27 protein-coding genes and 1 tRNA gene are annotated in these 25268 nt (G+C 63.2%); 17 read left to right on the forward strand and 11 right to left on the reverse strand.

The window, feature by feature from the left end; genetic code table 11:
• Positions 1 to 125 precede the first annotated feature (125 nt).
• The 3 genes from BW975_RS00060 (at position 126) to BW975_RS00070 (ending at position 1786) form a co-directional block, all read left to right on the forward strand.
• Positions 126 to 200 (forward strand) — tRNA-Val (locus BW975_RS00060).
• Between the two features lie 77 nt (positions 201 to 277).
• Positions 278 to 403: a type B 50S ribosomal protein L36 gene (ykgO, locus tag BW975_RS00065; RefSeq protein ID WP_005850168.1), complete on the forward strand. Its 126-nt coding sequence runs from the start codon at positions 278 to 280 to the stop codon at positions 401 to 403.
• A 144-nt stretch (positions 404 to 547) separates the two neighbouring features.
• Complete coding sequence (locus BW975_RS00070; RefSeq protein ID WP_076529907.1) at positions 548 to 1786, forward strand: NAD(P)/FAD-dependent oxidoreductase; 1239 nt, start codon at positions 548 to 550, stop codon at positions 1784 to 1786.
• Here the strand turns inward: BW975_RS00070 and BW975_RS00075 are convergent.
• The 4 genes from BW975_RS00075 to BW975_RS00090 all read right to left on the reverse strand — a co-directional run bounded on the left by BW975_RS00075 (position 1779) and on the right by BW975_RS00090 (position 5742).
• Entirely contained in the window at positions 1779 to 2321 is a 543-nt protein-coding gene (locus BW975_RS00075; RefSeq protein ID WP_076533201.1) for an NADPH-dependent FMN reductase, read from the reverse strand. The two genes, BW975_RS00070 and BW975_RS00075, sit on opposite strands and share 8 nt — an antisense overlap.
• Before the next feature lie 177 nt (positions 2322 to 2498).
• Complete coding sequence (locus BW975_RS00080) at positions 2499 to 3404, reverse strand: LysR family transcriptional regulator (protein WP_076529909.1); 906 nt, start codon at positions 3402 to 3404, stop codon at positions 2499 to 2501.
• A gap of 157 nt (positions 3405 to 3561) precedes the next feature.
• Positions 3562 to 5115 (reverse strand): exodeoxyribonuclease VII large subunit, encoded by a 1554-nt coding sequence (xseA, locus tag BW975_RS00085; RefSeq protein ID WP_076529911.1) that lies wholly within the window; start codon positions 5113 to 5115, stop codon positions 3562 to 3564.
• A 66-nt stretch (positions 5116 to 5181) separates the two neighbouring features.
• Positions 5182 to 5742 (reverse strand): type 1 glutamine amidotransferase domain-containing protein, encoded by a 561-nt coding sequence (locus BW975_RS00090; RefSeq protein ID WP_076529913.1) that lies wholly within the window; start codon positions 5740 to 5742, stop codon positions 5182 to 5184.
• Between the two features lie 135 nt (positions 5743 to 5877).
• Between BW975_RS00090 and purD the strand changes: the two genes are divergently transcribed.
• Positions 5878 to 7140, forward strand: a complete 1263-nt coding sequence (gene purD, locus BW975_RS00095; protein ID WP_076529915.1) for a phosphoribosylamine--glycine ligase — start codon at positions 5878 to 5880, stop codon at positions 7138 to 7140.
• A gap of 24 nt (positions 7141 to 7164) precedes the next feature.
• Positions 7165 to 8046 carry a bestrophin family protein gene (locus BW975_RS00100; protein WP_076529917.1) on the forward strand — a complete coding sequence of 294 codons (882 nt, stop codon included), beginning with the start codon at positions 7165 to 7167 and terminating at the stop codon, positions 8044 to 8046.
• 169 nt (positions 8047 to 8215) lie between these two features.
• Here the strand turns inward: BW975_RS00100 and BW975_RS00105 are convergent, their stop codons facing one another.
• Positions 8216 to 8539, reverse strand: a complete 324-nt coding sequence (locus BW975_RS00105; protein ID WP_076529919.1) for a 2Fe-2S iron-sulfur cluster-binding protein — start codon at positions 8537 to 8539, stop codon at positions 8216 to 8218.
• 126 nt (positions 8540 to 8665) lie between these two features.
• Between BW975_RS00105 and BW975_RS00110 the strand changes: the two genes are divergently transcribed.
• Both BW975_RS00110 and BW975_RS00115 read left to right on the forward strand, forming a co-directional pair.
• Positions 8666 to 9070 carry an OB-fold nucleic acid binding domain-containing protein gene (locus tag BW975_RS00110; protein WP_076529921.1) on the forward strand — a complete coding sequence of 135 codons (405 nt, stop codon included), beginning with the start codon at positions 8666 to 8668 and terminating at the stop codon, positions 9068 to 9070.
• Between the two features lie 113 nt (positions 9071 to 9183).
• Positions 9184 to 9699 carry a peptidoglycan-binding domain-containing protein gene (locus BW975_RS00115; RefSeq protein ID WP_418314297.1) on the forward strand — a complete coding sequence of 172 codons (516 nt, stop codon included), beginning with the start codon at positions 9184 to 9186 and terminating at the stop codon, positions 9697 to 9699.
• Positions 9700 to 9720: 21 nt separating this feature from the next.
• Here the strand turns inward: BW975_RS00115 and BW975_RS00120 are convergent, their stop codons facing one another.
• Entirely contained in the window at positions 9721 to 10122 is a 402-nt protein-coding gene (locus tag BW975_RS00120) for a DUF2177 family protein (protein ID WP_076529926.1), read from the reverse strand.
• 66 nt (positions 10123 to 10188) lie between these two features.
• Positions 10189 to 11289: an Mrp/NBP35 family ATP-binding protein gene (locus BW975_RS00125; protein ID WP_076529928.1), complete on the reverse strand. Its 1101-nt coding sequence runs from the start codon at positions 11287 to 11289 to the stop codon at positions 10189 to 10191.
• A gap of 288 nt (positions 11290 to 11577) precedes the next feature.
• Between BW975_RS00125 and BW975_RS00130 the strand changes: the two genes are divergently transcribed.
• Positions 11578 to 11805, forward strand: coding sequence for a DUF1127 domain-containing protein (locus BW975_RS00130; RefSeq protein WP_076529930.1), 228 nt, complete (start codon positions 11578 to 11580; stop codon positions 11803 to 11805).
• Positions 11806 to 12057: 252 nt separating this feature from the next.
• On the opposite strand, the gene trhO is transcribed toward BW975_RS00130, so the two are convergent.
• Positions 12058 to 12978: an oxygen-dependent tRNA uridine(34) hydroxylase TrhO gene (trhO, locus tag BW975_RS00135; protein WP_076529932.1), complete on the reverse strand. Its 921-nt coding sequence runs from the start codon at positions 12976 to 12978 to the stop codon at positions 12058 to 12060.
• Positions 12979 to 13078: 100 nt separating this feature from the next.
• On the opposite strand from trhO, the gene pncA reads away from it, so the two are divergent.
• Positions 13079 to 13681, forward strand: a complete 603-nt coding sequence (gene pncA / locus BW975_RS00140; RefSeq protein WP_076529934.1) for a bifunctional nicotinamidase/pyrazinamidase — start codon at positions 13079 to 13081, stop codon at positions 13679 to 13681.
• A 15-nt stretch (positions 13682 to 13696) separates the two neighbouring features.
• On the opposite strand, the gene BW975_RS00145 is transcribed toward pncA, so the two are convergent.
• On the reverse strand, positions 13697 to 14050 hold the full coding sequence (locus tag BW975_RS00145; RefSeq protein ID WP_076533203.1) for a VanZ family protein: 354 nt from the start codon (positions 14048 to 14050) through the stop codon (positions 13697 to 13699).
• Between the two features lie 181 nt (positions 14051 to 14231).
• On the opposite strand from BW975_RS00145, the gene glmM reads away from it, so the two are divergent.
• Positions 14232 to 15575, forward strand: coding sequence for a phosphoglucosamine mutase (gene glmM, locus BW975_RS00150; protein ID WP_076533205.1), 1344 nt, complete (start codon positions 14232 to 14234; stop codon positions 15573 to 15575).
• Here the strand turns inward: glmM and BW975_RS00155 are convergent, their stop codons facing one another.
• Positions 15576 to 16397 carry an ABC transporter permease gene (locus BW975_RS00155; protein ID WP_076529937.1) on the reverse strand — a complete coding sequence of 274 codons (822 nt, stop codon included), beginning with the start codon at positions 16395 to 16397 and terminating at the stop codon, positions 15576 to 15578.
• 134 nt (positions 16398 to 16531) lie between these two features.
• On the opposite strand from BW975_RS00155, the gene cysQ reads away from it, so the two are divergent.
• The 7 genes from cysQ (at position 16532) to BW975_RS00190 (ending at position 24788) form a co-directional block, all read left to right on the forward strand.
• Positions 16532 to 17329 (forward strand): 3'(2'),5'-bisphosphate nucleotidase CysQ, encoded by a 798-nt coding sequence (gene cysQ, locus BW975_RS00160; protein ID WP_272482014.1) that lies wholly within the window; start codon positions 16532 to 16534, stop codon positions 17327 to 17329.
• 167 nt (positions 17330 to 17496) lie between these two features.
• Positions 17497 to 18390 (forward strand): UTP--glucose-1-phosphate uridylyltransferase, encoded by an 894-nt coding sequence (locus tag BW975_RS00165; RefSeq protein ID WP_076529939.1) that lies wholly within the window; start codon positions 17497 to 17499, stop codon positions 18388 to 18390.
• A 21-nt stretch (positions 18391 to 18411) separates the two neighbouring features.
• On the forward strand, positions 18412 to 19395 hold the full coding sequence (gene galE / locus BW975_RS00170; protein WP_076529941.1) for a UDP-glucose 4-epimerase GalE: 984 nt from the start codon (positions 18412 to 18414) through the stop codon (positions 19393 to 19395).
• A gap of 36 nt (positions 19396 to 19431) precedes the next feature.
• Positions 19432 to 20475 carry a glycosyltransferase family 2 protein gene (locus tag BW975_RS00175; protein ID WP_076529943.1) on the forward strand — a complete coding sequence of 348 codons (1044 nt, stop codon included), beginning with the start codon at positions 19432 to 19434 and terminating at the stop codon, positions 20473 to 20475.
• Between the two features lie 166 nt (positions 20476 to 20641).
• Positions 20642 to 21628: a glycosyltransferase family 2 protein gene (locus BW975_RS00180; protein ID WP_076529945.1), complete on the forward strand. Its 987-nt coding sequence runs from the start codon at positions 20642 to 20644 to the stop codon at positions 21626 to 21628.
• A gap of 28 nt (positions 21629 to 21656) precedes the next feature.
• Entirely contained in the window at positions 21657 to 23357 is a 1701-nt protein-coding gene (locus BW975_RS00185; RefSeq protein ID WP_076529947.1) for a DUF5927 domain-containing protein, read from the forward strand.
• 3 nt (positions 23358 to 23360) lie between these two features.
• Complete coding sequence (locus BW975_RS00190) at positions 23361 to 24788, forward strand: sulfotransferase family 2 domain-containing protein (RefSeq protein WP_076529949.1); 1428 nt, start codon at positions 23361 to 23363, stop codon at positions 24786 to 24788.
• Between the two features lie 15 nt (positions 24789 to 24803).
• On the opposite strand, the gene BW975_RS00195 is transcribed toward BW975_RS00190, so the two are convergent.
• On the reverse strand, positions 24804 to 25268 hold the full coding sequence (locus BW975_RS00195; protein ID WP_076529951.1) for a PTS sugar transporter subunit IIA: 465 nt from the start codon (positions 25266 to 25268) through the stop codon (positions 24804 to 24806).

Below are 25268 nucleotides of genomic sequence, written 5' to 3' on the forward strand. Positions count from 1 at the left end.
GACCGAATTTTCCTGTGATCAAAAGCCCCTTGATCCTTGGTGCGACTCCTTTTATAGACCGGCGAACTGACGCGCGAGTTGTTCGTCCAATCTATTTGGAACGTGGCTCAAGTGCCGGTATTCATGGGCGATTAGCTCAGTGGTAGAGCACTTCGTTGACATCGAAGGGGTCACAAGTTCGAACCTTGTATCGCCCACCATGAATTCATTGGTCCCAACCGGGGCCGCCCGCAACCCCAGGCGCTGGCCCGCGCCGCGACAGAAGAGGAAGAGAACGATGAAAGTTCGCAACTCGCTCCGCTCGCTCAAGAACCGGCACCGGGATTGCCGTGTCGTGCGCCGCAAAGGCCGCGTCTACGTGATCAACAAGACCCAGCGCCGCTTCAAGGCCCGTCAGGGCTAAGCCGAGCAGCAGCTCCCGCGCAAGCGGTAGATACCAAGCCCCGTCCCGGCCCTGCCGAGGCGGGGTTTTTCGTTTGCGATGTCTCTCTTGCCGCGGCAGCGCAAACTGGCTTAGCTGGCGGCGAACACAACCGGAGTGGCCGCCATGCGCGCGCAAAAGATCATTGTCGTTGGCGCAGGCATATGCGGGCTATCGTCGGCCATCTGGCTGCGGCGCGCGGGCCATGAGGTAACACTGATCGACAAGGATGGGCCCGGCGCTGGCGCGTCCTATGGAAATGCGGGCCTCTTGGCGGAGTGGGCAGTCGTGCCTGTCAGCGGTCCGGGGATCGCCTGGACCGGACTGAAATACCTCACCTCGCGCGATGCGCCTCTGTCGCTGGAATGGCGCGAATTGCCGCGCCTAGCCCCATGGCTGCGGCAATTTCTGCGCAATTCCTCGGATGCCAAAACACGGCAGATCTCGGCTGCGCTGTCGCACCTTCTGCACGATTCGGTCGATCAGCACCGCGCTTTGGCGCGCGGCACCATCGCCGAGCGCTGGATCGCCTCCAGCGATTTCGGCTGGGCCTACGCCAATCGTGCGGCGTTCGAAGCGGATAGCTACGGCTGGGAGCTGCGCCGCATCGCCGGCTACACGCCCGAAGTGATCGAAGGCGATGCCGTGCGCGAGATCGAGCCGATGCTGGGCCCCGCGACCCAGTGCCTTGTCCGGCTGCGGGGTCACGGACATATAACCAATCCCGGCGCCTATATGACCGATCTGGCGCAAGTGTTTCAGGGCGAAGGCGGTACATATCGCCATGCCGCGATGCGCGATGTGACCTTGGCGGACGGGCGCATCACCGAAGTCATCACCGACCAAGGCACCCTGCCCTGCGACGCCGCCGTTCTGGCCGCTGGCATCTGGTCCAAACCGCTGGCGCGCAAGCTGGGCGTAAAGGTACCGCTGGTGGCGGAGCGCGGTTTTCATCTCGAGTTCAAGAACCCCAGCCAGATGCCGCGTATGCCGCTGATGATGACGGCAGGCAAATTTGCTGTGAACCCGATGGCGCAGGGCCTGCGCTGTGCCGGGATGGTCGAACTGGGCGGCACATCGCCCAGGATCTCGCGCGGGCCGATCGAGCTGCTCCGGCGCAACGTCGCCAAGATGTTTCCGGATCTGGAATATGACGAGGTCGAGGAGTGGATGGGATATCGCCCCTCCACTCCTGACAGCCTGCCGATGATCGGACAAATGGGCGCCAGCGGCATCTACGCCGCCTTCGGGCACCAGCATATCGGCCTGACGGGTGGGCCCAAAACGGGCCGCTGGGTGGCTGACATGATCGGCGGGCGCGGCAATTCCGATCTGGAGGCGTTCGGCGCGAACAGGTTCAGCTAGCGGTCAAAAGCGCGCGCAGACGCTCCATCCGGTCGGCGATTTGCCCCTTGAGAAAATCGTTGTTCAGCGCGCCGTCCTCGCCGAATTCGTTATGCGCGGCCGCGACCAGTATCAGCGGCCCATGCACCACGTTGACCTGCAACTGCGTCAGGATCTGATGCGTGTTGAAATGCGCCGTCTCGCCGCCGGTTCGGCCTGCCGAGGCTGAAAGGATGACGGCGGTATGATTGGCCAGAACATTCGGCTTGGCGCGGCTGAGCCAGTCGATCGCGTTCTTGAGCGGCGCGGTGATCCCCTTGTTGTACTCGGGCGATCCGATGATCAGCGCATCGGCGCGCCGCGCTTGATCCATGAGGGTCTGCACCGAAGCAGGCATGCCGCGCTCCTCCAGATCGCCATCATAAAGCGGCAGGTTCAGATCGCCCTCGATGACCTCGGCCTCACCAAAGGCGCGCACCGCCTCGGCAATCAGCATGCGGTTATACGAGCCCTTGCGCAGCGAGCCTGACATAGTCAGCAGAACGGGTTTGGTCATGAAATCGATCCTCGGAATCATTTGGGTTGCCTCTTATTTGCGGCGCATACCGCCCAAGACAAGCGGCGAAGCGCACAGGAGATGTGCAATCAGGCAGACGAAAAAGCCCCGAACGCGGGATGGCGTCCGGGGCAGGCGGCCGGGATCGGCTGTGCAGGAAGTCAGGCAATCAGAAAATTACCACTCGGTCGGGCCTTTGTCGGCAAAGGCATGGACCAGGAAATCGATGAAGGCGCGCACCTTGGGCTGCGTGAACCGGCCCGGCGGATAGACGGCATAGATGCCTTGCGTCTCGACCGGCAGGTCGGGGATCACATCCTCGACCAAACCCTGCTCCATCGCCTTGGCGTAGAGAAAACTGGGCAGGTAAGCGATGCCGAGGCCGGAAATCGCGGCATTGAGCAGCGATTGCCCGTCATTGACCGACAGGCCCCCGGCGGTGCGCACCTGGCGCTTTTCGCCCGAGGGGGCGGTCAGCTTCCACACGGAGCCGCCGGCCTGGCTGGAATAATGCAGCAGCTTGTGCTCGTTCAGGTCGTCGATCTTGGTCGGGCGTCCGTATTTGGCGATATAGCCCGGCGCGGCGATCATGCGTTTGGTCGTGTCGGTCAGCTTGCGGGCGCGCAGGGTGCTATCCTCCAGCTCGCCGATGCGGATGGCCATGTCGAAGCCTTCGGAAATCAGCTCCACGTAGCGATTGTTGAGCACCATATTGACGGTGATGTCGGGAAACTCATCAAGGAACGTGCCGAGTACGGGGCTGAGATGATTGACCCCAAAATCCGTGGCGACACTGATCCGCAGAAGGCCCGAAGGATCGCTCTGCATCGAGGACACAAGCGCATCCGCCTCACCTGCGTCATTCAGAACCCGCAGGGCGCGGTCATAATACGCAAGGCCGATCTCGGTCGGGCTGACCCGCCGCGTGGTGCGGTTGAGCAGTCGTGCGCCCAGCCGCGCCTCCAGCGACGAGACATGCTTGGAGACCGCAGATTTCGAGATGCCCATCTTGCGGGCCGCGTCGGTAAAGCCGCCCTGATCCACGACTGTGGCGAAGGCTTCCATTTCGGTCAGGCGATCCATTCGCGCATCCTTCCGTCTTATTCATTGACGGTGGGTATGGCGGCCAATCTAGGCGCAAACGGGGCGCGCACTGGACAATATCGCGGTTTTACCGCGCATCGTTCGCGGCAGGGAAACGCGGAAACGGCTGTTTCCGCGCCCCCTTCCCGCGCTCCGCCTAGAAGAGCGAGCCTTGATCGGGCGCATCAGGCTTGTCCTTCTTGCGCGGCGCCGGGGCCGCAGCGCCGCCAATCCCCAGCCGGCCATCTGCGAATTCGATTTCCAGAGCACCGGCGGCCTTGGCCTCCTTGCGCGTGGTGACCAAGGCGCCATCACTGCGCACCACGGCATAGCCACGCTTGAGCGTTTCGCGATAGCCCAACGTCTCGCGCAGCCGGTCCAGCGCGGCGATGCGCTGAGCCCAGCCATCGATCTGCCGCTGCCCCGCTGCCGAGAGGCGCTCGTTCATGCGGTCCATCTGCGCGCGCCGCGCGGCCACACCCTCGCCCGGCGCGCGGGCGGCGAACCGCGCCGCCAGCGCATCAAGGCGACGCCGATCGTCGCGCGTGCGCCGCTCAAGCGCACCGCCCATCCGCTCGCTGGCCGCGCGTAATCTGCGGGTGTCGCCCTCGATCATGCGGCGCAGCACACCGGGCCGCAGGGCGCCGCCCGCTTCGGAAAGGGCAACACGCCGCAGTTGCACGCCCCGTATCAGCGCGGCAGGCAAGCGATCGCCCCAAAGGTCGATCCGCTGGCGCGGTCCATCGAGCAGCACCTCGGGCCGGGGCAGCGCGCGCGCCAGATCGCGGAGGCGCTGACCGCGCTGTGCCACACCGCCACTCAGCGCCTGGATCAGCCGCCCCTCCTGCCCGTCGAGCCATGCCAGCAGTTCAAGCCGGACAGGCACGGCCAGCTCGGCGGCGGCCGTCGGTGTCGGCGCGCGCTTATCCGAAGCGTAATCGATCAAGGTGGTGTCCGTTTCGTGCCCGACGGCGGAAATCAGGGGAATGTCGCTGGCCGCTGCGGCGCGAACGACGGATTCCTCGTTGAACCCCCACAGATCCTCGATACTGCCACCGCCCCGCGCGACGATGATCAGATCCGGTCGCGGCATGGCGCCGCCCGGTGTCATCGCGTTAAAACCGTGGATGGCACGGGTCACCTCAGGCGCACAGCGCTCGCCCTGTACAGCAACGGGCCAGATAATGACTTTGCGCGGGAAACGGTCCCGCAGGCGGTGCAGGATATCGCGAATGACCGCGCCCGATGGCGAGGTCACGACCCCGATAATTTCAGGCAGGTACGGAAGCCTTTTCTTTCGACCCTCATCAAAAAGACCCTCACCAGCCAACGCCGCGCGGCGCCGTTCCAGCATCGCCATCAGCGCGCCAGCACCGGCCGGTTTGATATCCTCGATGACGATTTGATAGCGGGATTGCCCAGGGAATGTGGTCAGTCGGCCCGTGGCCACGACTTCCATTCCCTCTTCGGGCTGAACCGGCAAACGGCCCGCGACACCTTTCCAGATGATGCCGTTGATGACGGCGCGGTCATCCTTGAGGTCCAAATAGATGTGCCCCGACTTGGGCCGAGACACGCGCCCGATTTCACCCTTGACCCGAACGAACGAGAACTCGCCCTCAATCAGGCGCTTGATCGCACCCGAAAGGTCCGAGACCGAGAATTCGGGCGCGTTTGCGCCGGGATCGGGATCATCGATAAGGTCTGACATATCTCATCAATGCCCGATCCCGGCGCGGTTGAAAAGCCGCACGACATTGGTGCCGCCTATACGGCCCTAGGCGGCTCGCGAGCGGTGTTTGCCCTCGGCGATCTCTTCGATCAGCTTGGCATTGAATGCGGGCAGGTCATCGGGATTGCGGCTGGTCACCAGAGCCTTGTCGCAGACGACCTCGCTGTCCTCCCATATGCCTCCCGCATTCTCGACATCCTTGCGGATCGACGGGAAAGAGGTGACGCGCCGGCCATCAACAATCTCGGCCTCGATCAGCAGCCATGGTGCATGGCAAATGGCGCCGATGGGCTTCTTGGCATCCCAGAATGCCCGCACGAAAGTGACGGCATCGGGATTGGCACGCAGAACGTCCGGGTTGATTTGTCCGCCGGGCAGCATCAGCGCATCGTAATCGGCGGATTTTACTGCATCCAACGTGTGATCAACGGCAACCTTGCTACCCCAATCATCGCCATCCCAGCCACGGATTTCGCCGCCCTCGGGGGCGATGACATGGACGGTGGCGCCAGCGTCTTTCAGTGCCTTCAGAGGCGATTCCAACTCGGACTGTTCGAACCCGTTGGTTGCGAGAATTGCGACTTTGCGGTCAGAAATATCGGTCATTGCATTTCCTTTCCTGCGTGTGAACCTATTGGCCAGCCAACGCAGAGCATCGGCGCCTCGTTCCATCCGGTCCGCCGCTTGCCTGTGCGGCGCCATGGCCCTATTGAGCGGTTGGCGCAAGAACGGGAGAGCGGCATGAATATCTTGATCCTCGGCAGCGGCGGGCGCGAGCACAGTCTGGCCTGGGCCGTCCTGCAGAATCCCAAATGCGACCGGCTGATCGTGGCGCCGGGCAATGCGGGCATCAACGCAATCGCCGAATGCGCGACTCTCGACATCATGGACCCAGGCGCAGTCATGACCTTTGCCGAGGAAGAAGCGATCGACTTCGTCATCGTCGGCCCCGAGGCACCGCTGGCCGCCGGTGTAGCCGACCGCCTGCGCGAGGCCGGCATCCTGACGTTTGGCCCCTCCGCCGCCGCCGCGCAGCTGGAGGCATCGAAAAGCTTTACCAAGGAAATCTGCGACGTCGCGAATGCGCCCACCGCCGCTTACGGCCATTTCACCGATGCCGCCGCCGCGCGCGATTATGTCGCGGCCCAAGGCGCGCCCATCGTGATCAAGGCCGACGGCCTTGCCGCGGGTAAGGGCGTGATCATCGCCGAGACGGTAGCCGAGGCACATGCCGCCATCGACGACATGTTCGGCGGCGCCTTTGGCGGCGCGGGCGCCGAGGTGGTGATCGAAGAGTTCATGGAGGGCGAGGAAGCGTCGCTCTTCGTGCTGTGCGACGGGGCGAACATCCTCTCCATCGGCTCGGCGCAGGATCACAAGCGCGTCGGCGAAGGCGACACCGGCCCCAACACGGGCGGCATGGGCGCCTATTCCCCTGCCCCCGTCCTGACGCCCGAGATCGAGGCGCTTGCGATGGACCGCATCGTGCGCCCCTGCGTCGAGGAAATGGCCCGTCGCGGCACGCCCTTTCAGGGGGTGCTCTATGCGGGACTGATGATCAAAGACGGCCAGCCCCGCCTTGTGGAATACAACGTGCGCTTCGGCGATCCCGAATGCCAGGTGCTGATGATGCGCCTTGGCGCACAGGCGTTTGACCTGATGCATGCGGCGGCCGAGGGGCGGCTGGACAGCGCCCAGGTCAACTGGGCTGACGATCACGCGCTGACGGTGGTCATGGCCGCCGAGGGCTATCCCGGCGACTATGCCAAGGGGAGCGTGATCGGTGGGCTGGAGGCGTGCCCTGCCGACAGTTTCAACATGGTATTCCACGCGGGCACCGCGGCCAAGGATGGCAAGATCACCGCATCGGGTGGACGCGTTCTGAACGTGACCGCGCGCGGCGCAACCCTGCGCGAGGCGGCGGATCGCGCCTATGGCATGGTGGACCGTATCGACTGGCCCGAGGGCTTTTGCCGCCGCGATATCGGATGGCGGGCGCTCTAGCCGCTTTAGAGGAATACCCTTGCGATGATCATCCGTGACAAGCCCGGCGTGCTACAGCTGCTCTTCTCGGTGCGGGGCTCTGTCCTGCCGCGGATCGTGCCGCGAATCGTGGTTGTCACCGGCTTTGCCGCGCTGCTGGTCTGGTTCGATACCGTCTACACCGCGCTGCCCCATCCCGACCCGGCGCCCTTCGCCGTTTTCGGGATCGCGCTGTCGCTGTTTCTTGGCTTTCGCAACAACGCCGCGCATAATCGGTGGTGGGAGGGGCGCAAGCTTTGGGGTCAGCTGATCGCCGACATGCGAAGCCTGGCGCGAGACGTCGAGATCTTTCTGCCCGAGCAAGAAGACAGAAAAAAGGTTCTGCGCCTGGCTATCGGGTTTATCCATGCGCATCGGATCAACCTGCGCAAACTGCCCACGGCGTCGGCGCCGCGCGAGTGGCTGAGCGAGAATGATATGGCCCAGCCCCATCCGCCCTGCGCCATCTTGGACCGCATGGCCGAGACCGTGGCTCGCGCGGCGCCCGATGGTTTTGCAAGGCGCGCGCTGGCCGAGCGTCTCGCTTCGATCAGCATTGCCCAAGCCGGATGCGAGCGGATCGCGACAACGCCCTTGCCTTACGTCTATTCGCTGCTGATCTTCCGCACGACCTATCTTTACTGCGGTCTCATTCCCTTCGGATTGATCGAGTCGGCGGGCTGGATGTCGCTGCTATTTGTGGCGATCATCGCCTATATCTTCTTCGGCCTCGCCGAAGTGACCGAAGAATTGGCGCATCCCTTCGGCGAGACGGTGAATGGTCTGTCCCTGGATGCAATGTGCCGCACCATCGAAATCAGCCTCGCGCCCCATCTGGACATACCCGCCCCGGCCCCCAAGAAGGCCGAGCGCTTCTATCTGAGCTAAATCGCCCTGGCAAAGGCAAGGAGGCTGGCGCCCATCGGCAAAGCAGTCCGTCTCGCAGAAATCGGCGCCGCCGGGTGCCGCCCGGCCACCCAGAGGCACGGCAACAGCCACGCGCGGCGGGCGAGGCATGACAAGGGGCGCGCGAGGAGACGCCGCGCCCCGATCGTGATCAGATCTGCTTCTCGGGCATTTGCACCACGAGGCCGTCCAGATCGTCCGACACCTTGATCTGGCAGGTCAGACGCGAACGGGCGGGATCAGGCTCGTAGGCGAAATCCAGCATGTCCTCTTCCATGTCGTCCTTGGCGGGCAGTTTCTCGACCCAGGCGGGATCGACATAGACATGGCAGGTCGAGCAGGCACAGGCGCCACCGCAATCGGCCTCGATGCCGGGAATGTTGTTGTCGCGCGCGCCTTCCATGACGGTCAGGCCCGTAGGCACGTCGACCTCATGCTTGGTCCCGTTATGCTCGATATAGGTGATCTTGGCCATGCTCGCGAACTCCCTCTGATGACGGCTGCGCGATACCTAGCTTTCATGCCGCGCCCAGACCAGAGGATTCGCGCGTATCATGAGGAAAGAGTTGCTTGGCGCATCATATGTTCTATTTATGTTCGCATGCAGAATCACGCACAAGCCACAGCTGAGGCACGCAATGCCAGGCCATCCAATGACTGGCCGCGCCCGCCCTCGGCCCTGGTCGCCGCGCGGCTGGGTCAGCCGCCCACCGGTGCAATGGTGACGGTGGCGGGTCTGGTCATCCTGCGCCAGCGGCCCGGCACGGCCAAGGGGGTGATCTTTCTCACGCTCGAGGACGAGACCGGAGTGATCAACGTAATCGTCTGGCGCAAGATGTACGAAGCGTTCCGCCGCGCCGTGATCTCTGGGCGCCTTCTGCGCGTGACCGGGCGGGTGCAGCGCGACCACGGCGTCACCCATGTGATAGCCGAACGGATCGAGGATATCTCGGACATGCTGGACAGTCTGCTTGCGCCAGAGCCAAGGCCCGAGCCAGAGCCCTAGCGACCGAGCTCCGCCGAATGGGCGCCGCACGATGCCGCGATCTTTCCCGCGCATGCAAAAGGGGCTATTGTCGCGCGAAATACGGCATCAGACCGCCAACCGAGGCACGTGCATTGATCCTTCGCCCACTTTCCTTGCTGGCTGTCATGGCGCTGGCCTCTTGCGGCGCGACCGTTCCCGGCGCCGGAGAGCCCAACCTGATACAGACCTTGGCCGAGGCGCCGCCGGGCGCCGCGCCAGGCACATGCTGGGGCAAGGTCGTCACGCCAGCCGTCATCGAGACCGTGACGGACCAGATCCTTGTACAACCGCCAGACATTCTGGCGGACGGAACCGTGCGCGCGCCCGGCGTTTACAAAACCGAAATGCGCCAGCAAATCGTAACAGAGCGGCAGGTCACATGGTTCGAAACACCCTGTCCCGCCGACCTGACCCCCGATTTTGTCAGCTCACTGCAAAGGGCGCTAAAGGCGCGCACGCTCTACCGAGGCGCGATTACCGGCGACATGGATGCGCGCACACGCGCAGCGGTGCGCAAATACCAACAGCCCGAGGGGCTGGACAGCGGAATTCTGTCACTGGCCGCCGCGCGCCGCCTTGGCCTGGTCGCGGTCGACCTGCCCGAATAGCCCGGCGCGCAGGCAGGTCGATCAGCCGATCGCGCGAGCGATGGCGACGCCTGCCGTCGCAGATGTGCCCGTGAGGAATGTGCCCCAGGTAAAGTCGGTCGCCACCATCCGCCACGTCCAATCCTTGAGCGTCGCAAGATTGGTGAACTCGTAGGTGCCGTAAGCCATTGCGCCGATCAGCGCGCCAGAGGCAAAGACCCAAAGCAGGGATTTGTCAGCCTGCATAGCGGGCCAGCTGACAAACCACAAAAGCACGCCAACGTAGAACGCATAGAACACAACAGCCGGACCGATGCGCGGGCTATCCAGCAAAAGCGGCGCGATGTCCTTCTCGAACGTGGGTTTGATCAGGTTCGTCAGCGCGATGTAGTCGAGGCCCAGAAAAACCGCGAAAGTGGCGACATATAGGATGAGAAGGGTCATGCAATGCTCCGTTTGCTTTGACCTCCAACGCCGGGCGCGCCCTATTGGTTCAGGCGCTTTGCGGCGCTAGACGATCCCCCCGTCGATCAGCCGCTGGGCAAGTGCCGCATATGCAGCGGCTGCCGGGCCATCCCCTGCGGCAATGGGCGTGCCGGAATCCCCTGCCATGCGCGTGTCGAGATCGATGGGCAGCGAGCCGAGGAAAGGCAGGCCCATCTTTTCGGCCTCGGCCTTGACCCCGCCATGGCCGAAAATCTGCGCCTCATGCCCGCATTCGGGGCAGACATAGGTGCTCATGTTCTCGATCATGCCCAGGATTGGCGTTTTCAGGGTGCTGAACATGTCCATCGCCTTGCGCGCATCCAAGAGCGCCACGTCCTGCGGGGTCGAGACGATGATGGCGCCCGACGGCTCGGCCTTTTGGCAGAGCGTCAGTTGCACGTCGCCAGTGCCGGGCGGTAGATCGACGATCAGCACGTCCAGCTCGCCCCATTGCACCTGGCTGATCATCTGCTGCAGCGCCCCCATCAACATCGGGCCGCGCCAGACGACCGCCTTGGCCGGATCCAGCATAAGACCGATGGACATAAGCGTGACGCCATGCGCGTGCAGTGGCTCGATCGTCTTGCCATCGGGGCTGGCGGGGCGTTTGCTTACGCCCATCATGCGCGGCTGGCTGGGCCCGTAGATATCCGCATCCAAGAGGCCCACCTTCTTGCCCGCCCGCGCCAGCGCGACGGCAAGGTTGGAGGACACGGTGGACTTGCCCACGCCACCCTTGCCCGAACCAACGGCAACAATGGACTTGACGCTGGCCGGCTTCATCGAGCCTTCCTGCGGCTTGGGGTGTCCGCCGATCTTCAGACTGGGCGGCTCCTGACCTTGCCCGCTGCCGGGCCGCGGCGGCGCTTTGGCCGAGGGCGCGTGGGCCGTCAGCGCGGCCGAGACGCGGGTCACACCGGGCATCTCCGCAACGGCCCGCTCGGCGGCGGCGCGCACGCCTTCGATTTGGCGGGCGATCTCGGGCGTCGGCGCCTCGATCACGAAGCGCACCTCGCCGCCCTCGACGCTGAGCGCGCGTACCCAGTCGCGCGACATCAGACTGCCCCCGTCCGGTAGCTCGATCTTGTTCAGCCGAGCCTCGATATCGCTGCGCGTTACGGCCATGGTGCCCCTCCTTGAATGTGATGGCTCATAGGTGGCGATTTTAACGGCATGGGCAAGGGCGATCCCGGAAAGCGCGGAAAAACCTGAGGAATTCCTGACGCTAGGTCAGCTTTACGTATGCATTTGCTGCATAGCAGCATTGCCCCTGAACAGGATTGTGCAACTGCAGCAAAAGCCTAATTAAGGGCTATAACGAATTGAGGCCGCAGCACAGGCCGGGATTTCAAGCAGGGCATTCTACAAGCCCCACCGGACAGCGGCACCCAAACGAAGACGAAGGAACACGAGATGAGCTACACATCGCACGCACATGCAGGCCGCGCCACCGCTGGCCACACGCTGTCCGCCGCCTTTGGCGACATGAAAAACAAGATTGCCCGCCGCCGCGCCTACCGCCAGACGGTCAATGCGCTGTCGGATCTGTCGGATCACGAGTTGGCCGATCTGGGCCTGAGCCGCAGCACCATCCCCAGCCATGCATGGCAGGCCGTCTACGGCACGCGCCACAAGGGCTGAGTGCAGAGCACATAGAATCCTGCCGCGACAAACTCAGCGGCAACCGAGTTCCGGATATTTCCCTCCTCCCTGAGATATCCGGTCATGGCGGCGGTCCCTCTCCTCCTCCCTGGGGGCCGCCGCTCAATCCATCCCCTGAGCGGGTCTGACGACATGACGAAACCGGCGCGCGCCACTTCAGGCGGCGCCGGTTTTTGCTGTCGGGGGGATTTGAGTATTTTACTGAACAGTGAAAGGGCGGCGCGCGGCGTCTCAGCCTTCCCCGCCAGGGATGTTCAGCAAGTGGCGCGCGCCCCGCGCCTTGGCGAGAGCCATCTGCTTTTGCCGCTCGCGAAAGCCGTCCTTGTCCGCCTCGGTCGTCTCATCCGTGCACAGATGGCAGGCGACACCCTGCTCGTATTCAGCGCGCTGCATATCCTCGGGCAGGATGGGACGGCGACAGGCATAGCAGAGCAGATGGCGCCCTTCGGTCAGGCCGTGACCAACCGATACGCGGCCGTCGAAGACAAAGCATTCGCCCTGCCATGTGCTCTGCTCCGGCGGCACGTCCTCAAGGTATTTCAGGATGCCACCCTTGAGATGAAAGACATCACTGACGCCCTGCCCCAGGAGGTAGTTCGTCGACTTCTCGCAGCGGATGCCGCCGGTGCAGAACATCGCAATCCGTTTGTTATGGAAGCGGTCCTTGTTTTCCTCCCACCAGGCGGGGAAGTCCCGAAAGCTCGTCGTCTCGGGATCAATCGCGCCCTGAAACGTGCCGATGGCCACCTCGAAATCGTTGCGCGTGTCGATTACGGCAACGTCGGGCTGCGCGATTAGATCGTTCCAATCGGCGGGGTCCACGTAATGCCCGGCGCGGGCGCGCGGATCGACGCCGGGCTGGCCCATCGTCACGATCTCGCGCTTGATCCGCACCTTGAGACGTCCGAAGGGCTGGATCTTGCTAGTGCTTTCCTTGTGCTCAAGCGTCTCGAAACCTGGCCAGGCGCGCAAATGCGCCAGAACCGCGTCCACCCCAGCGCGTGGCCCGGCGATGGTGCCATTGACGCCCTCCTCGGCCAGGATCAGCAATCCGGTGATGCCCTGCGCCTCGCAGAGCTGTGCCAAGGGCGCCTGCCGGGCGGCAGGATCCGCAATGCGGCAGAAGTGATATAGAGCGGCGATGGTAAACATGGGCGCCGGTTTAGGCCCAAGGCGCCGGGCGGACAAGACCCCTGATGTTGACGCAAGGCGCCCCGGCACCTACGCAGAGCAGTAGCCAACGGAGAGCCCCATGACCCATGCCCTCATCGTCATCGACGTGCAGCGTGATTTCTGCCCCGGCGGCGCCTTGGCCGTGACCGGCGGCGACGAGATTGTCGCGCCAATCAACGCCCGTATGGCCGATTTCGGCGCCGTGATCCTGACGCAGGATTGGCACCCGGCCGGGCATTCCTCCTTTGCGTCGAGCCATCCGGGCCAGCAACCGATGGACGTAATACAGATGCCCTACGGCCCGCAGGTGCTGTGGCCCGATCACTGTGTTCAGGGCAGCCACGGCGCCGGATTCCACGCCGCGCTGGCGACCGATGCCGCCGATCTGATCATCCGCAAAGGCCACAATCCGGCAATCGACAGCTACTCGGCCTTTTTCGAGAACGATCACCAGACGCCCACGGGCCTGCATGGCTATCTGCAAACGCGCGGGATCACCGCGCTGACGATGGTCGGCCTTGCGCTGGATTTCTGCGTCAATTTCTCGGCGGTGGACGCCGCCAAGTTGGGCTATGACACGCGGGTCGAGACGGCGCTTTGCCGCGGGATCGATCTGAACGGCTCGATGGATGCGGCGTTGACAGGGATGCGCGGCGCGGGCGTAACGCTGGCGCAAGACTAAGCCGCCCGGTTCAGCCTATCCGCGCCGCAGGGTCAGCAATCGCATGGCGAGAATCCCGGCGGCGGCACCGGCGATATCCGCCACCAGATCCGCCCATTCCGCAGCGCGGCCCACATTTGGCTGGATCAGTTCAATCACCCCGCCGAACGCGGCAGCGCCGATGAGGATGCGCAAGCCCCAGTCCGGCCGCGCATAGCCCAAAGGCAGCACGAGCAGGGCAAAACCGGCAAAATGCTGCCACTTGTCGCTGCCTTGGGGGCCGATCGCGGGCATGCCGGGGCTGAGCGTGGCGATGGCGAGCGCAAGTGCGATCAAAACGGTGAGGAAGATCGCCCAGCGCGGCACACGGTTTTGAACGGGATCGGGCATCATGAGGCCTCTGGCCAAGAAACAGGCATTGGCGGGCTTCTGCACGTCCGGGGTCTCGATGACAATACACAGCCTCGCCATCGCGCGCCGAAATCTCTATACGGCCCGCGAAGGGTCCGCATTGCGCCGCCGCGCGCCGACGGATACCGGCAGACGCATGCTTCGAAGCGATGAGGAACTTATGACGCGCAAGATTTTCGGCACCGATGGTATTCGCGGGACGGCCAACACCTATCCCATGACGGCCGACATGGCCCTGCGCGTGGGCGCGGCGGCGGGCCGCCATTTCCGCCGCGACGGTCTGAACGGGCACCGCGTCGTCATTGGCAAGGATACGCGGCGCTCGGGCTATATGCTGGAAAACGCGCTGACGGCGGGGCTTACCTCGACCGGGATGAATGTTCTGCTGCTGGGGCCGGTGCCGACACCGGCGGTCGCGTTCCTGACGCGCTCGATGCGGGCCGATCTGGGCATCATGATCTCGGCCAGCCACAATCCGCATCACGACAACGGGATCAAATTCTTCGGCCCCGACGGGTTCAAGCTGTCCGATGCCGACGAGGCAGAGATCGAGCGCATCCTCGCGGGCGATATCCAGCCGGCCAAGCCGATGAATATCGGCCGCGCCAAGCGGATTGATGACGGCAAGGGCCGCTATGTCGAATACGCCAAGACGACGATCGCGCGCAGCACCCGGCTGGCCGGGATCAAGGTGGTCGTGGATTGTGCCAATGGCGCCGCCTACAAGGCCGCACCCGAGGCCCTGTGGGAGCTGGGCGCCGAGGTGATCCCCATCGGGGTCGAGCCGGACGGCTATAATATCAACCTGTCTTGCGGGTCGACCTCGCCGCAGGCCGCTGCCGATGCGGTGCGCCGCCACGGCGCCGATCTGGGCATCTGCCTCGATGGGGATGCGGACCGGATCGTGCTGATCGACGAGATGGGCCGCGTCGCCGATGGCGATCAGATAATGGCCCTTTTCGCGCGGCTGTGGTCCGAGGCGGGCACGCTGGCGGGCGGCACTCTGGTCGCCACAGTCATGTCGAACCTCGGGCTTGAGCGGTATCTGGGCGGCATGGACATCACGCTGGAGCGCACCAAGGTGGGCGACCGGCACGTGGTCGAACGGATGCGTGCGGGCGGCTTCAACCTCGGCGGTGAGCAATCGGGCCATATCGTGATGAGCGATCACGCCACCACCGGCGACGGCCTTGTTGCGGGTCTGCAATTTCTGGCCGCGATGGCCAATTCGGGCCAACCGGCAAGCACGCTCTTGCGCAGTTTCGATCCGGTCCCGCAGCTTCTGGAGAACGTCAAGCTGACGGCGGGTGCATCACCGCTGACCGATAGCGACGTGAAGTCCGTGATTGAGGCGCAGGAACAACGGCTTGCCGGAAAGGGCCGCCTGTTGATCCGTGCCTCGGGGACCGAGCCGCTGATCCGCGTCATGGCCGAATGCGAAGATGAGGACATCCTGCGCGATGTCGTCGCCAATATCGCCGAGGCCGTCCGCCGCGCCGGGTGATCAGCGCCGCGCTTCCCAACTGGAGGAGGCGTGGCGGCGCGTGTAGAATTCCCCCATCAGGCCGATCATCGTCAGCGTAACGGCGACGATGATCGGATACTCGATGTTCGAGTTATTGGGCGAATAATTCACAAAGACGAACCCGCGCGCCTGGTCGATCGTGTGAAAGAGCGGGTTCCAGTCGAACATCCGCAGCATGTAGCCCGGCAGCATGTTGGCCACGAACATCTTGCCCGAGGCGATCATGTTGGCCCGCTGATAGACGGTGGCAAAGGTTGCAACGAACGTCGGAAACCACGGCTTGAGCGCAAGAAGCACCAGACCGATCGCCGCACCGGTGAACCATGCCAGCAGCAGCATGCCCATGGCCGCGAACGGATACTCCACCTCGAAAGGCGTCACTGCGACGTGATAGGCAAAAAGGATCAGCGCCATGGTAAACACCTGAACGTATAGCGCGCCCAGCGCCGCCGAGGTGATGGCGATGGCCGTCGTCATCGGCGCATGCTTCATCATCGGAGAAGACGGCCCTTCGGAGCCGACAACCGCGCCCAGCGTCTTGATATGCGTGAGGAAGAGAAAAATCCCCGACATGATGTAGAGCAGAAAATCACCGCGCAGCGCCGCGCCGCGCAGGCCCAGCACCGAGAACATCACGTAAAACGCAGCAAGAAATACCAGTGCCTGCAGGATGTTCAGCCCGATCGCCATAAATGCGTTGCCATGCGCCTTGCGCACATCGCGTACCGTAGCGTGATAGATCAGCTCGAGGATCGAAACGGCAGAGTGCAGCTTCGATCGGTGATGGATCTGTTGAAACATCGCGCGGCTCCTGCGCTGTTGGTCCTGCCGTCCTGTCACGGAATTCTTGCCGTTCCGTTAGCACGAGACCATAAGGGGGGCGGCCATTTCTCGCAACAGCGCGTTGTGCGCCCGAAAACCGCAGGAGCTTTGCCTTGGATTACGCTAAACTGACCACCGAAATGCGGCGCCTTGCGCTGGAGGCAGGTGAAGCCATCATGCAGATCTACGGTCAGGACGATTTCGACGTCAAATCCAAGTCCGACGACAGCCCCGTCACCGCCGCCGACGAGGCCGCCGATGCGCTGATCTCGGCCGGTTTGCGCGCGGCCTTTCCGAATGTGACCCTCGTCACCGAAGAGCAGGCGGACTCGCACAGCGAACGCGCCGATACCTTCCTGATCGTGGATCCTCTGGACGGGACCAAGGAGTTCATCCACCGCCGGGGCGATTTCACCGTCAATATCGCGTTGGTCGAAAATGGCGTACCGACCCGCGGCGTCGTCTATGCCCCCGCCAAGGGCCGGATGTTCTACACCACCGCCGAGGGCATCTCGGTCGAGGAAAAGGGCGCGCTGGACAAGGGCGCCTTGGGCGAGCAGACGCCGATCCGGGTGTCGTCTCCCGACAATGACGCGCTGATGATCGTCGCGTCCAAATCGCACCGCGATCGGGCGACGGACGACTACATCTCGAAATACAGCGCCAAGGACATGAAAAGCGCGGGCAGCTCGCTCAAGTTCTGCCTCGTCGCCACGGGAGAGGCCGACATCTACCCCCGCGTGGGGCGGACGATGGAATGGGACACGGCGGCTGGCCATGCCGTTCTGGCTGGCGCTGGTGGGCGCGTTGTGCGCTTTGACGATCACGCGCCGCTGACCTACGGCAAGGACGGGTATGCCAACCCATTCTTTATCGCGCACGCGCCGGGCATCGATCTGAAACTGCCCTGACTGGCCCGGACAGGATGCGGCGAAAACCTGCCGTAATCGTGTTTTTGCTGCTGCAGGTTAAATAAAATGCAACGTTTTTGGCTAAATCTTGTTCTCAAAGCGCATCCCAAGATGCGCAGGGGCGGTTTCTGTGCCATCTTGGCGGAAAAGAATTTCGAGGGGTTATAATGCGCAGTAAAGTTACGAAGGCGATCTTTCCGGTCGCGGGCATGGGGACCCGCTTCCTGCCTGCCACCAAGTCCGTTCCCAAGGAGATCATGACCCTCGTCGACCGTCCGCTGGTGCAGTATGCCATCGACGAGGCGCGCGCAGCCGGAATCAAGGAATTCATCTTCGTGACCTCGCGCGGCAAGGGCGCGCTTGAGGATTACTTCGACAACGCACCTCAGATTGAGCAGGAGCTGCGCAAGAAGGGCAAGAAAGAGCTGCTGGAGATCCTGAAATCCACCAATATGGACTCGGGCGAGATCGCGTACATGCGCCAGCACAAGCCGTTGGGCCTGGGTCACGCCGTATGGTGCGCCCGCCGCCTGATCGGGAACGAGCCCTTTGCGGTGATCCTCCCAGACGACGTAATCGCCGCCGACAAGCCCTGCCTGCAGCAAATGGTCGAGGCGTTCGAGCAAACCCAAAGCAATATCGTCGCCGCGATGCAGGTGCCCGATGACAAGACATCGTCCTATGGCATTCTCGACATCAAGGAGGATATGGGCGCGCTGGTTTCGACCAAGGGCATGGTGGAAAAACCCGCGCCCGGCACGCAGCCATCAAACTTGGCCGTGATAGGGCGCTATATCCTGACACCGACGGTCCTGCAGATGCTGAACAAGAAGACCGTTGGCGCGGGCGGCGAGATCCAGCTGACCGATGCCATCGCCGACGCGCGTGATGCTGGAGAAGAGGTCTATGGCTTCCGCTTCCGCGGGCATCGCTATGATTGCGGCTCCAAGGCGGGCTTTTTGCAGGCCACAGTCGCCTTCGCGCTGGCGCGTGATGATCTGCGAGACGACCTGCAGAACTTCCTTTACGACATTGTCGGTGCGGCCAAGTCCGCGCAGTAGAAGGGCGGGGGCGACCAGCGGGTGACGAATATTCTGGTGACAGGCGGGGCGGGCTATATCGGCAGTCACGCTTGCAAGGCGCTCAAGGCTGCGGGCTATACTCCGGTCACTTACGACAATCTCAGCACAGGCTGGGCGGACGCGGTCAAGTTCGGTCCGTTCGAGCAGGGCGAGCTGACGGACCGCGCGCGGCTGGACCAGGTATTCGCCGCCTACAACCCGGCTGCCGTGATGCATTTCGCCGCGCTGAGCCAAGTGGGCGAGTCGATGCGCGTCCCCGAGCTTTACTGGCACAACAACGTCGCCGGATCGCTGACCCTGATGGAGGCGGCCGTGCACGCGCGCTGCCTCGATTTCGTCTTCAGCTCGACCTGCGCGACCTATGGCGATCAGGATAATGTCGTGCTCGACGAGGATAGCGCACAGCATCCAATCAACGCCTATGGCGCGTCAAAACGCGCGATCGAGGACATGCTGCGCGACTTCGAGATCGCGCATAACCTGCGCCACGTCATCTTCCGCTATTTCAACGTCGCCGGCGCCGATCCCGAGGCCGAGGTGGGCGAGTTTCACCAGCCCGAAACGCATCTGGTCCCTCTGATGCTGGACGCCGTGCAGGGCAAGCGCGACGCGCTGACCATCTTCGGCACGGATTACGACACGCCTGACGGCACCTGCATCCGCGACTATGTGCATGTCTGCGATCTGGTGGATGCGCATGTGCTGGGGCTGCGCTGGCTGGAGGAAGGCAAGGGCAGCCGCGTCTTCAACTTGGGCACCGGCACCGGATTTTCGGTGCGCGACGTGATCGGCCACGCAGGCGCCGTCACCAATGCCGAAGTTCCGGTGATCGAGGGGCCGCGCCGCCCCGGCGATTGCACCAAGCTGGTCTCGGGCTCGACCCGCGCCGAGGCCGAGCTGGGCTGGCGCGCGCAGCGCAGCACAATGGACCGCATGATCGCGGATGCATGGCGTTGGCACGGAACTGGACATTACGAAAAATAGGCGCGAGTCTGACTTATTGAACGGTGCGGAGAGCGGATGACCGGCAGCGCGCAGATCAGGGATGCCGCAGCGGAATTGGCCATGGCCTATCGCCTGCGCTGGAAACGGCGGCGCCTGCTCTGGCGCAGCTGGCGCAAGCGGCGGCAACTCAGCGTCGTCGTCGACCGCACGGCGCAGATTACCCGAGGCGCCATCCTCGGCTTTTCCACGGTCCGGAACGAGGCGGTCCGCCTGCCCTATTGGCTGGAACATCACCGCGCGCTGGGCGTCGATCATTTCCTGATCGTGGACAATGCATCTGACGACAGCACGCGTGACTACCTTGTGGCGCAGCCCGATGTATCGCTCTGGCGCACACCGCACAGCTACCGTTTGTCCCGGTTCGGCGTTGACTGGCTGACTTGGCTGCAGATGCGTCACGGCCACGGTCACTGGTGCCTGACCGCCGACGCGGACGAGCTGCTGATCTATCCGTTTCACGACACACGGCCCCTGCCTGCACTGACCGAATGGCTGGACGGGCGCGGCATCGCGTCCTTCGGCGCGCTCATGCTGGACATGTATCCCAAGGGCCGCCTCAGCGCGGCGCCCTATGCGGCGGGACAGGATCCGCGCGAGGCCTTGCCTTGGTTCGACGCAGGCAACTACATGATACAAAAGCAGAAACGCCTGCAAAACCTGTGGATTCAGGGTGGCCCACGCGCCCGTTCTTTCTTTGCCGGTGAGCCACGGCGCGCGCCCACGATGGGCAAGGTACCCCTGGTGAAATGGCATCGCGGCTATGCCTATGTCAGCTCGGCCCACTCGGCTCTGCCACGGCGACTGAACCATGTCTACGATGAGGCGGGCGGAGAATTCGTCAGTGGCGTGCTGCTCCATACCAAGTTTCTGAGCATGGTCACGGAGAAATCCGCCGAAGAGAAAGAGCGCCGCGAGCACTTCGCCAACTCCTCTCTCTACGACGCCTATTACGACAGCCTGACCGAGGATCCAGACCTGTGGTGCGAGGGCTCTACCCGGTATCGCGGTTGGCGCCAGCTCGAGGCGCTGGGCCTGATGTCGCGGGGCACATGGCTGTGATGGCTGCAATAACAGTTTACCCAAGCGCGCCAACAGCTTATCGTCCGCGAAAATCGCCGCGGGGCCACAAGACGCGGGGCAACAGAACCTTAATCACCGGCCGCTATGGTGCGGGCGAGGCAGCGACGCAGGGAGGGCCGGTTTGAGTATTTTGCAATCCTACCGCATGCGCCTGCGCCGCAAGCATGCCAAGGCCCGGTCGCTGCGCAAGGGCCTGTCGCTGCGCCCGGTGGTCGACCGCACCGCTCAGATCGAGCCCGGCGACATCCTGCTCTTCTCGACCCTGCGGGACGAAAATGTGCGCCTGCCCTATTTCCTCGACTATTACCGGAATATGGGCGTCGATCATTTCCTGATCGTCGACAATGACAGCAGTGATGGCAGCGGCGATTATCTGGCCGATCAGCCCGACGTGTCGCTGTGGCACACCACTGGCAGCTATCGAAACGCGCGCTTTGGCGTTGACTGGCTGAACCGGCTGCAGGCCAAATACGGACACGACCACTGGACGCTGGTCGTCGATCCCGACGAGCTGTTCATCTACCCCTTCTGCGACACGCGGCCCATCCGCGCGCTGACCGACTGGCTTGATGGCTCGAACGTGCGCAGTTTCGGCGCGATGCTGCTGGATATGTATCCCAAGGGGCGGCTGGATGCCGTGCCCTACCGCCGCGGGCAGGACCCGATCGAGATCGCCTCGTGGTTCGATCCCGGGAATTACATGATCGAGAAGAACCACAAGTTCGGCAATCTGTGGATTCAGGGCGGCCCTCGCGCCCGCGTTTTCTTTGCCGATCAGCCCAAGAAGGCGCCCGCGCTGAACAAGATCCCGCTGGTCAAGTGGAACCGGCGCTACGCCTATGTCAGCTCAACCCACATGCTGCTGCCGCGCGGTCTGAACCTCGTCTACGACGAATGGGGCGGCGAAACGGCGAGCGGTGTCCTGCTCCATGCGAAATTCCTCGACACCTTCACCCAGAAGGCCGAGGAGGAAATGGAGCGCAAGCAGCATTATCGCGCCTCATTGGAATACAAGGCCTACATGGAAAACCTGGCCGAGCAGCCAGAGCTTTGGTGCAAATGGTCGGAAAAGTATATAAACTGGAGGCAATTGGAAATTCTGGGCCTCATGTCCAAGGGAAACTGGGCATGAGACAGTTGGTATCGAGGGCACGGGTGGGATGAGCGTCGGTATCGTCATGCTGGTCCACACGGCGCTTGGCCGGGCCGAACAGGTGGCGCGGCACTGGTCCGCCGCAGGCTGTCCCATCGTTATCCATGCAGACCTTTCAGTGCCTGCCAAGACCTATCGCGCCTTCCGCGAGGCGCTGGCCGATCTGCCCGACGTACGCTTTTCCAAGCGGCATCGCTGCGAATGGGGTACCTGGGGCTTGGTGGCTGCATCGCAAAGCGCGTCCGAGATGATGCTGGAGGAATTTCCGCAAGTGCGGCACGTCTACCTGGCCTCAGGCTCGTGCCTGCCGCTGCGCCCGGTGCAGGAGTTGATCGACTATCTCGCGGCGCGGCCCCACACCGATTTCATCGAAAGCGCAACCACCGCCGACGTCCCCTGGACCATCGGCGGCCTGGATGCCGAGCGGTTTACCCTGCGCTTTCCGTTCTCGTGGCGCCGGCATCGCTATCTTTTCGACCGCTATGTGGCCCTGCAACGCGCCCTCGGGATGAAGCGGCGCATCCCCGGCGGTATCGTGCCTCATATGGGCAGCCAATGGTGGTGCCTGACGCGCCAGACCCTGTCAGCCATCCTCAGCGATCCCGAGCGCGCCGCCTATGACCGCTATTTCTCCAAGGTCTGGATCCCGGACGAGAGCTATTTCCAGACCCTTGCGCGCCAGTATTCTTGCCAGATCGAGAGCCGGTCGCTGACCCTGTCAAAATTCGATTACCAGGGTAAACCGCACATTTTCTACGACGATCATCTGCAGCTTTTGCGTCGCTCGGATTGCTTTGTCGCGCGCAAGATCTGGCCGCGGGCCAATCGCCTCTATGACGCATTCCTCACGGATGAGGCCGGCGCGATGAAGCGGACCGAGCCGAACCCGGCCAAGATCGATCGCATCTTCTCGAAGGCGGTCGAGCGGCGCACGCGCGGGCGCCCCGGCCTTTACATGCAAAGCCGCTTTCCTGTCGAGACGCGCGAAAACGGGCTGACCTCGGCCCAGTACTCGGTCTTCCACGGGTTTGCCCAGCTTTTCGAGAATTTTGAGCCGTGGCTGGCCCGCGCCACCGGCGCGCGGGTCCACGGTCACATTTTTGCGCCCGAACGTGCCGATTTCAGCGAAGGCGCGACCGTGATCAATGGCGCGCTCAGCGACAGCGCGGCACTGCGCGACTATAACCCGCGCGCTTTCCTCGCCAGCCTGATCTGGAACACGCGGGGCGAGCGGCAGTGTTTTCAGTTTGGCCCTCAGGACAATCAGGCGATCAACTGGCACATTGCCAAGGATCCCAACGCGCAGATCTCGGTCATCTCGGGCGCGTGGGCGATCCCGCTGTTCCAGTCCAATGGGAATTTCATCGATATCCGGCGCGAGGCAGCACGCTTGCAGCGGCTGGAATCGAAACACTTGGAAATTCTGCGCTCCAGCTGGACAAAGGCACGTGTGCGCATCTGGACGATGGCCGAATTCATCGAGGCGCCGATGGAGCCGCTACAGACCATCATCGACGAGATCGGCCCACAACAAAAACAGCGCGGCATCTCGGAGGTGCCCAAGATGGTCGATCTGACTGGCTTTGGCCAATTCCTGCAAAACCTCAAGAACCAGGGGATGCACCCCTATCTGATGGGCAATTTCCCCGTCGCGCATGACCTGCACGAGGCGCCGACAAACGCGCGCAAACCCTATCTGGTGCGGTAGGCGATGAAGGGTTTCGACTATTTCGTGGTGCTGGCCGAAATGCGCACCGGTTCGAACCTGCTGGAATCGCATCTGAACGCCTTTCAGGGCATCGAATGCCATGGCGAGGCGTTTAACCCTGCCTTCATCGGCTATCCCAACCGCACCGAAATCCTGGGCATGACGCAGGCAATGCGGGAAGGCGATCCGGCGCGCCTGATCGAAACCATCCGCGACGGATCTGACGGGATGGGCGGCTTTCGCCTTTTTCACAACCACGATCCGCGCGCGATCGAAATCGTGCTGAATGACCCGCGCTGCGCCAAGATCGTACTGACGCGCAACCCCGCCGAAAGCTATGTCAGCTGGAAGATCGCGCAGGAAACGGGGCAGTGGAAACTGACCAACATCAAGCGCCGCAAGGATGCCAAGGCAACATTCGACGCCGAGGAATTCGAGCGCCATGTCGCCAACCTGCAGGCCTTCCAGATCGAGGTTCAGGCCAGCCTTCAGCGGTCGGGCCAGACCGCCTTCTACATCTCCTACGAGGACCTGAACGAGATCGAGGTTATCAACGGCCTCGCGCGCTATCTCGGCGTCGATGAGACACTCGAAGCGCTGGACGGCGCGCTCAAGATCCAGAACCCGGCGCCCCTATCGGACAAGGTCGCCAATTTCGACGATATGGCGCAGGCGCTGTCGGGGCTGGATCGCTTCAACCTGACCCGCACCCCCGAGTTCGAGCCGCGCCGCGGCCCCGCCGTGCCGGCGCATATCGTCGCCTATAAGGCGCCACTGATCTATATGCCGGTCAAATCCGGGCCCGAGGCCGAAGTGATCAATTGGATGGCTGGGCTGGACGCCGTGGCACCCGAGGCGCTCTTGACCAAGATGAATCAGAAGGGCCTGCGCCAATGGATGCGGCAAGCGACCGGGCATCGCAGTTTTACCGTGATCCGTCACCCGGCGGCGCGCGCGCACGCGGCCTTTTGCCACCGTATCCTGACGCCCGGCCCAGGCTGCCTGGGCGAAATCCGCCGCATCTTGCGCAACTTTCACAAGCTGCCCATTCCCGGCGGTGGCCCGGACGCGACATATGACAGGCGCGCGCATTACCTCGCGTTTACTGCGTTCCTTGAGTTTTTGCGCGCCAACCTGCGTGGCCAGACCAGCGTGCGGGTAGATGCAAATTGGGCGACGAAAACCGCCGTGCTGCAAGGCATGGCGCAATTCAGCCTGCCAGACGTCATCATCCGCGAAGACGAGATGCAACTGCAACTCGGCGCCCTGGCCAAACAGGTAGGGCGGCCGGGTGCAGCGCCCGTCGCAGAGGCCGCGCCGGATCAGCCCTATACGCTGGCCGAGATTTATGACGATGAAATCGAGGCGTTGATCGCCGACGTCTATCAGCGCGACTACATCATGTTCGGATGGGGTCGCTGGCAGGAATAGCCCCGCCAGCGCGCGTTACGCGGCAAGGATCGATTGCGCCTCGGTGACGATCGCGTAGAGGGTCGCAGGGTCCGGATTGGCCCGCAACTTGGCGCAGAGCTGCGCATCGCGCAGCGTGCGGGAGACAAGAGCCAGCGCCTTGAGGTGTTCGACCCCGGCCTCCTTCGGCGCAAAGAGAGCGAAGGCCAGGTCAACGGGCTGACGATCTACCGCATCAAAGTTGATTGGCTGCTCAAGCAGGACCATTGCGCCCACGACCCGGTCGATATCCTCGAGCCGAGCATGCGGCAGGGCCACGCCGTGGCCTACGCCCGTTGGCCCCAACGCCTCGCGCTCCAGCAGGGCTTCGACGGCGGCATGGGCATCCACGCCATATACGGCATGTGCGATATCACCCAACTCATGCATCAGCCGTTTCTTGCTCGAGGCTGCACTCAGCACGCGCACGGCTCCGGGTTTCAGGATCATGGGAATGTCCAT

This window comes from Roseovarius nanhaiticus (assembly GCF_900156535.1).
Lineage (GTDB): Bacteria > Pseudomonadota > Alphaproteobacteria > Rhodobacterales > Rhodobacteraceae > Roseovarius > Roseovarius nanhaiticus.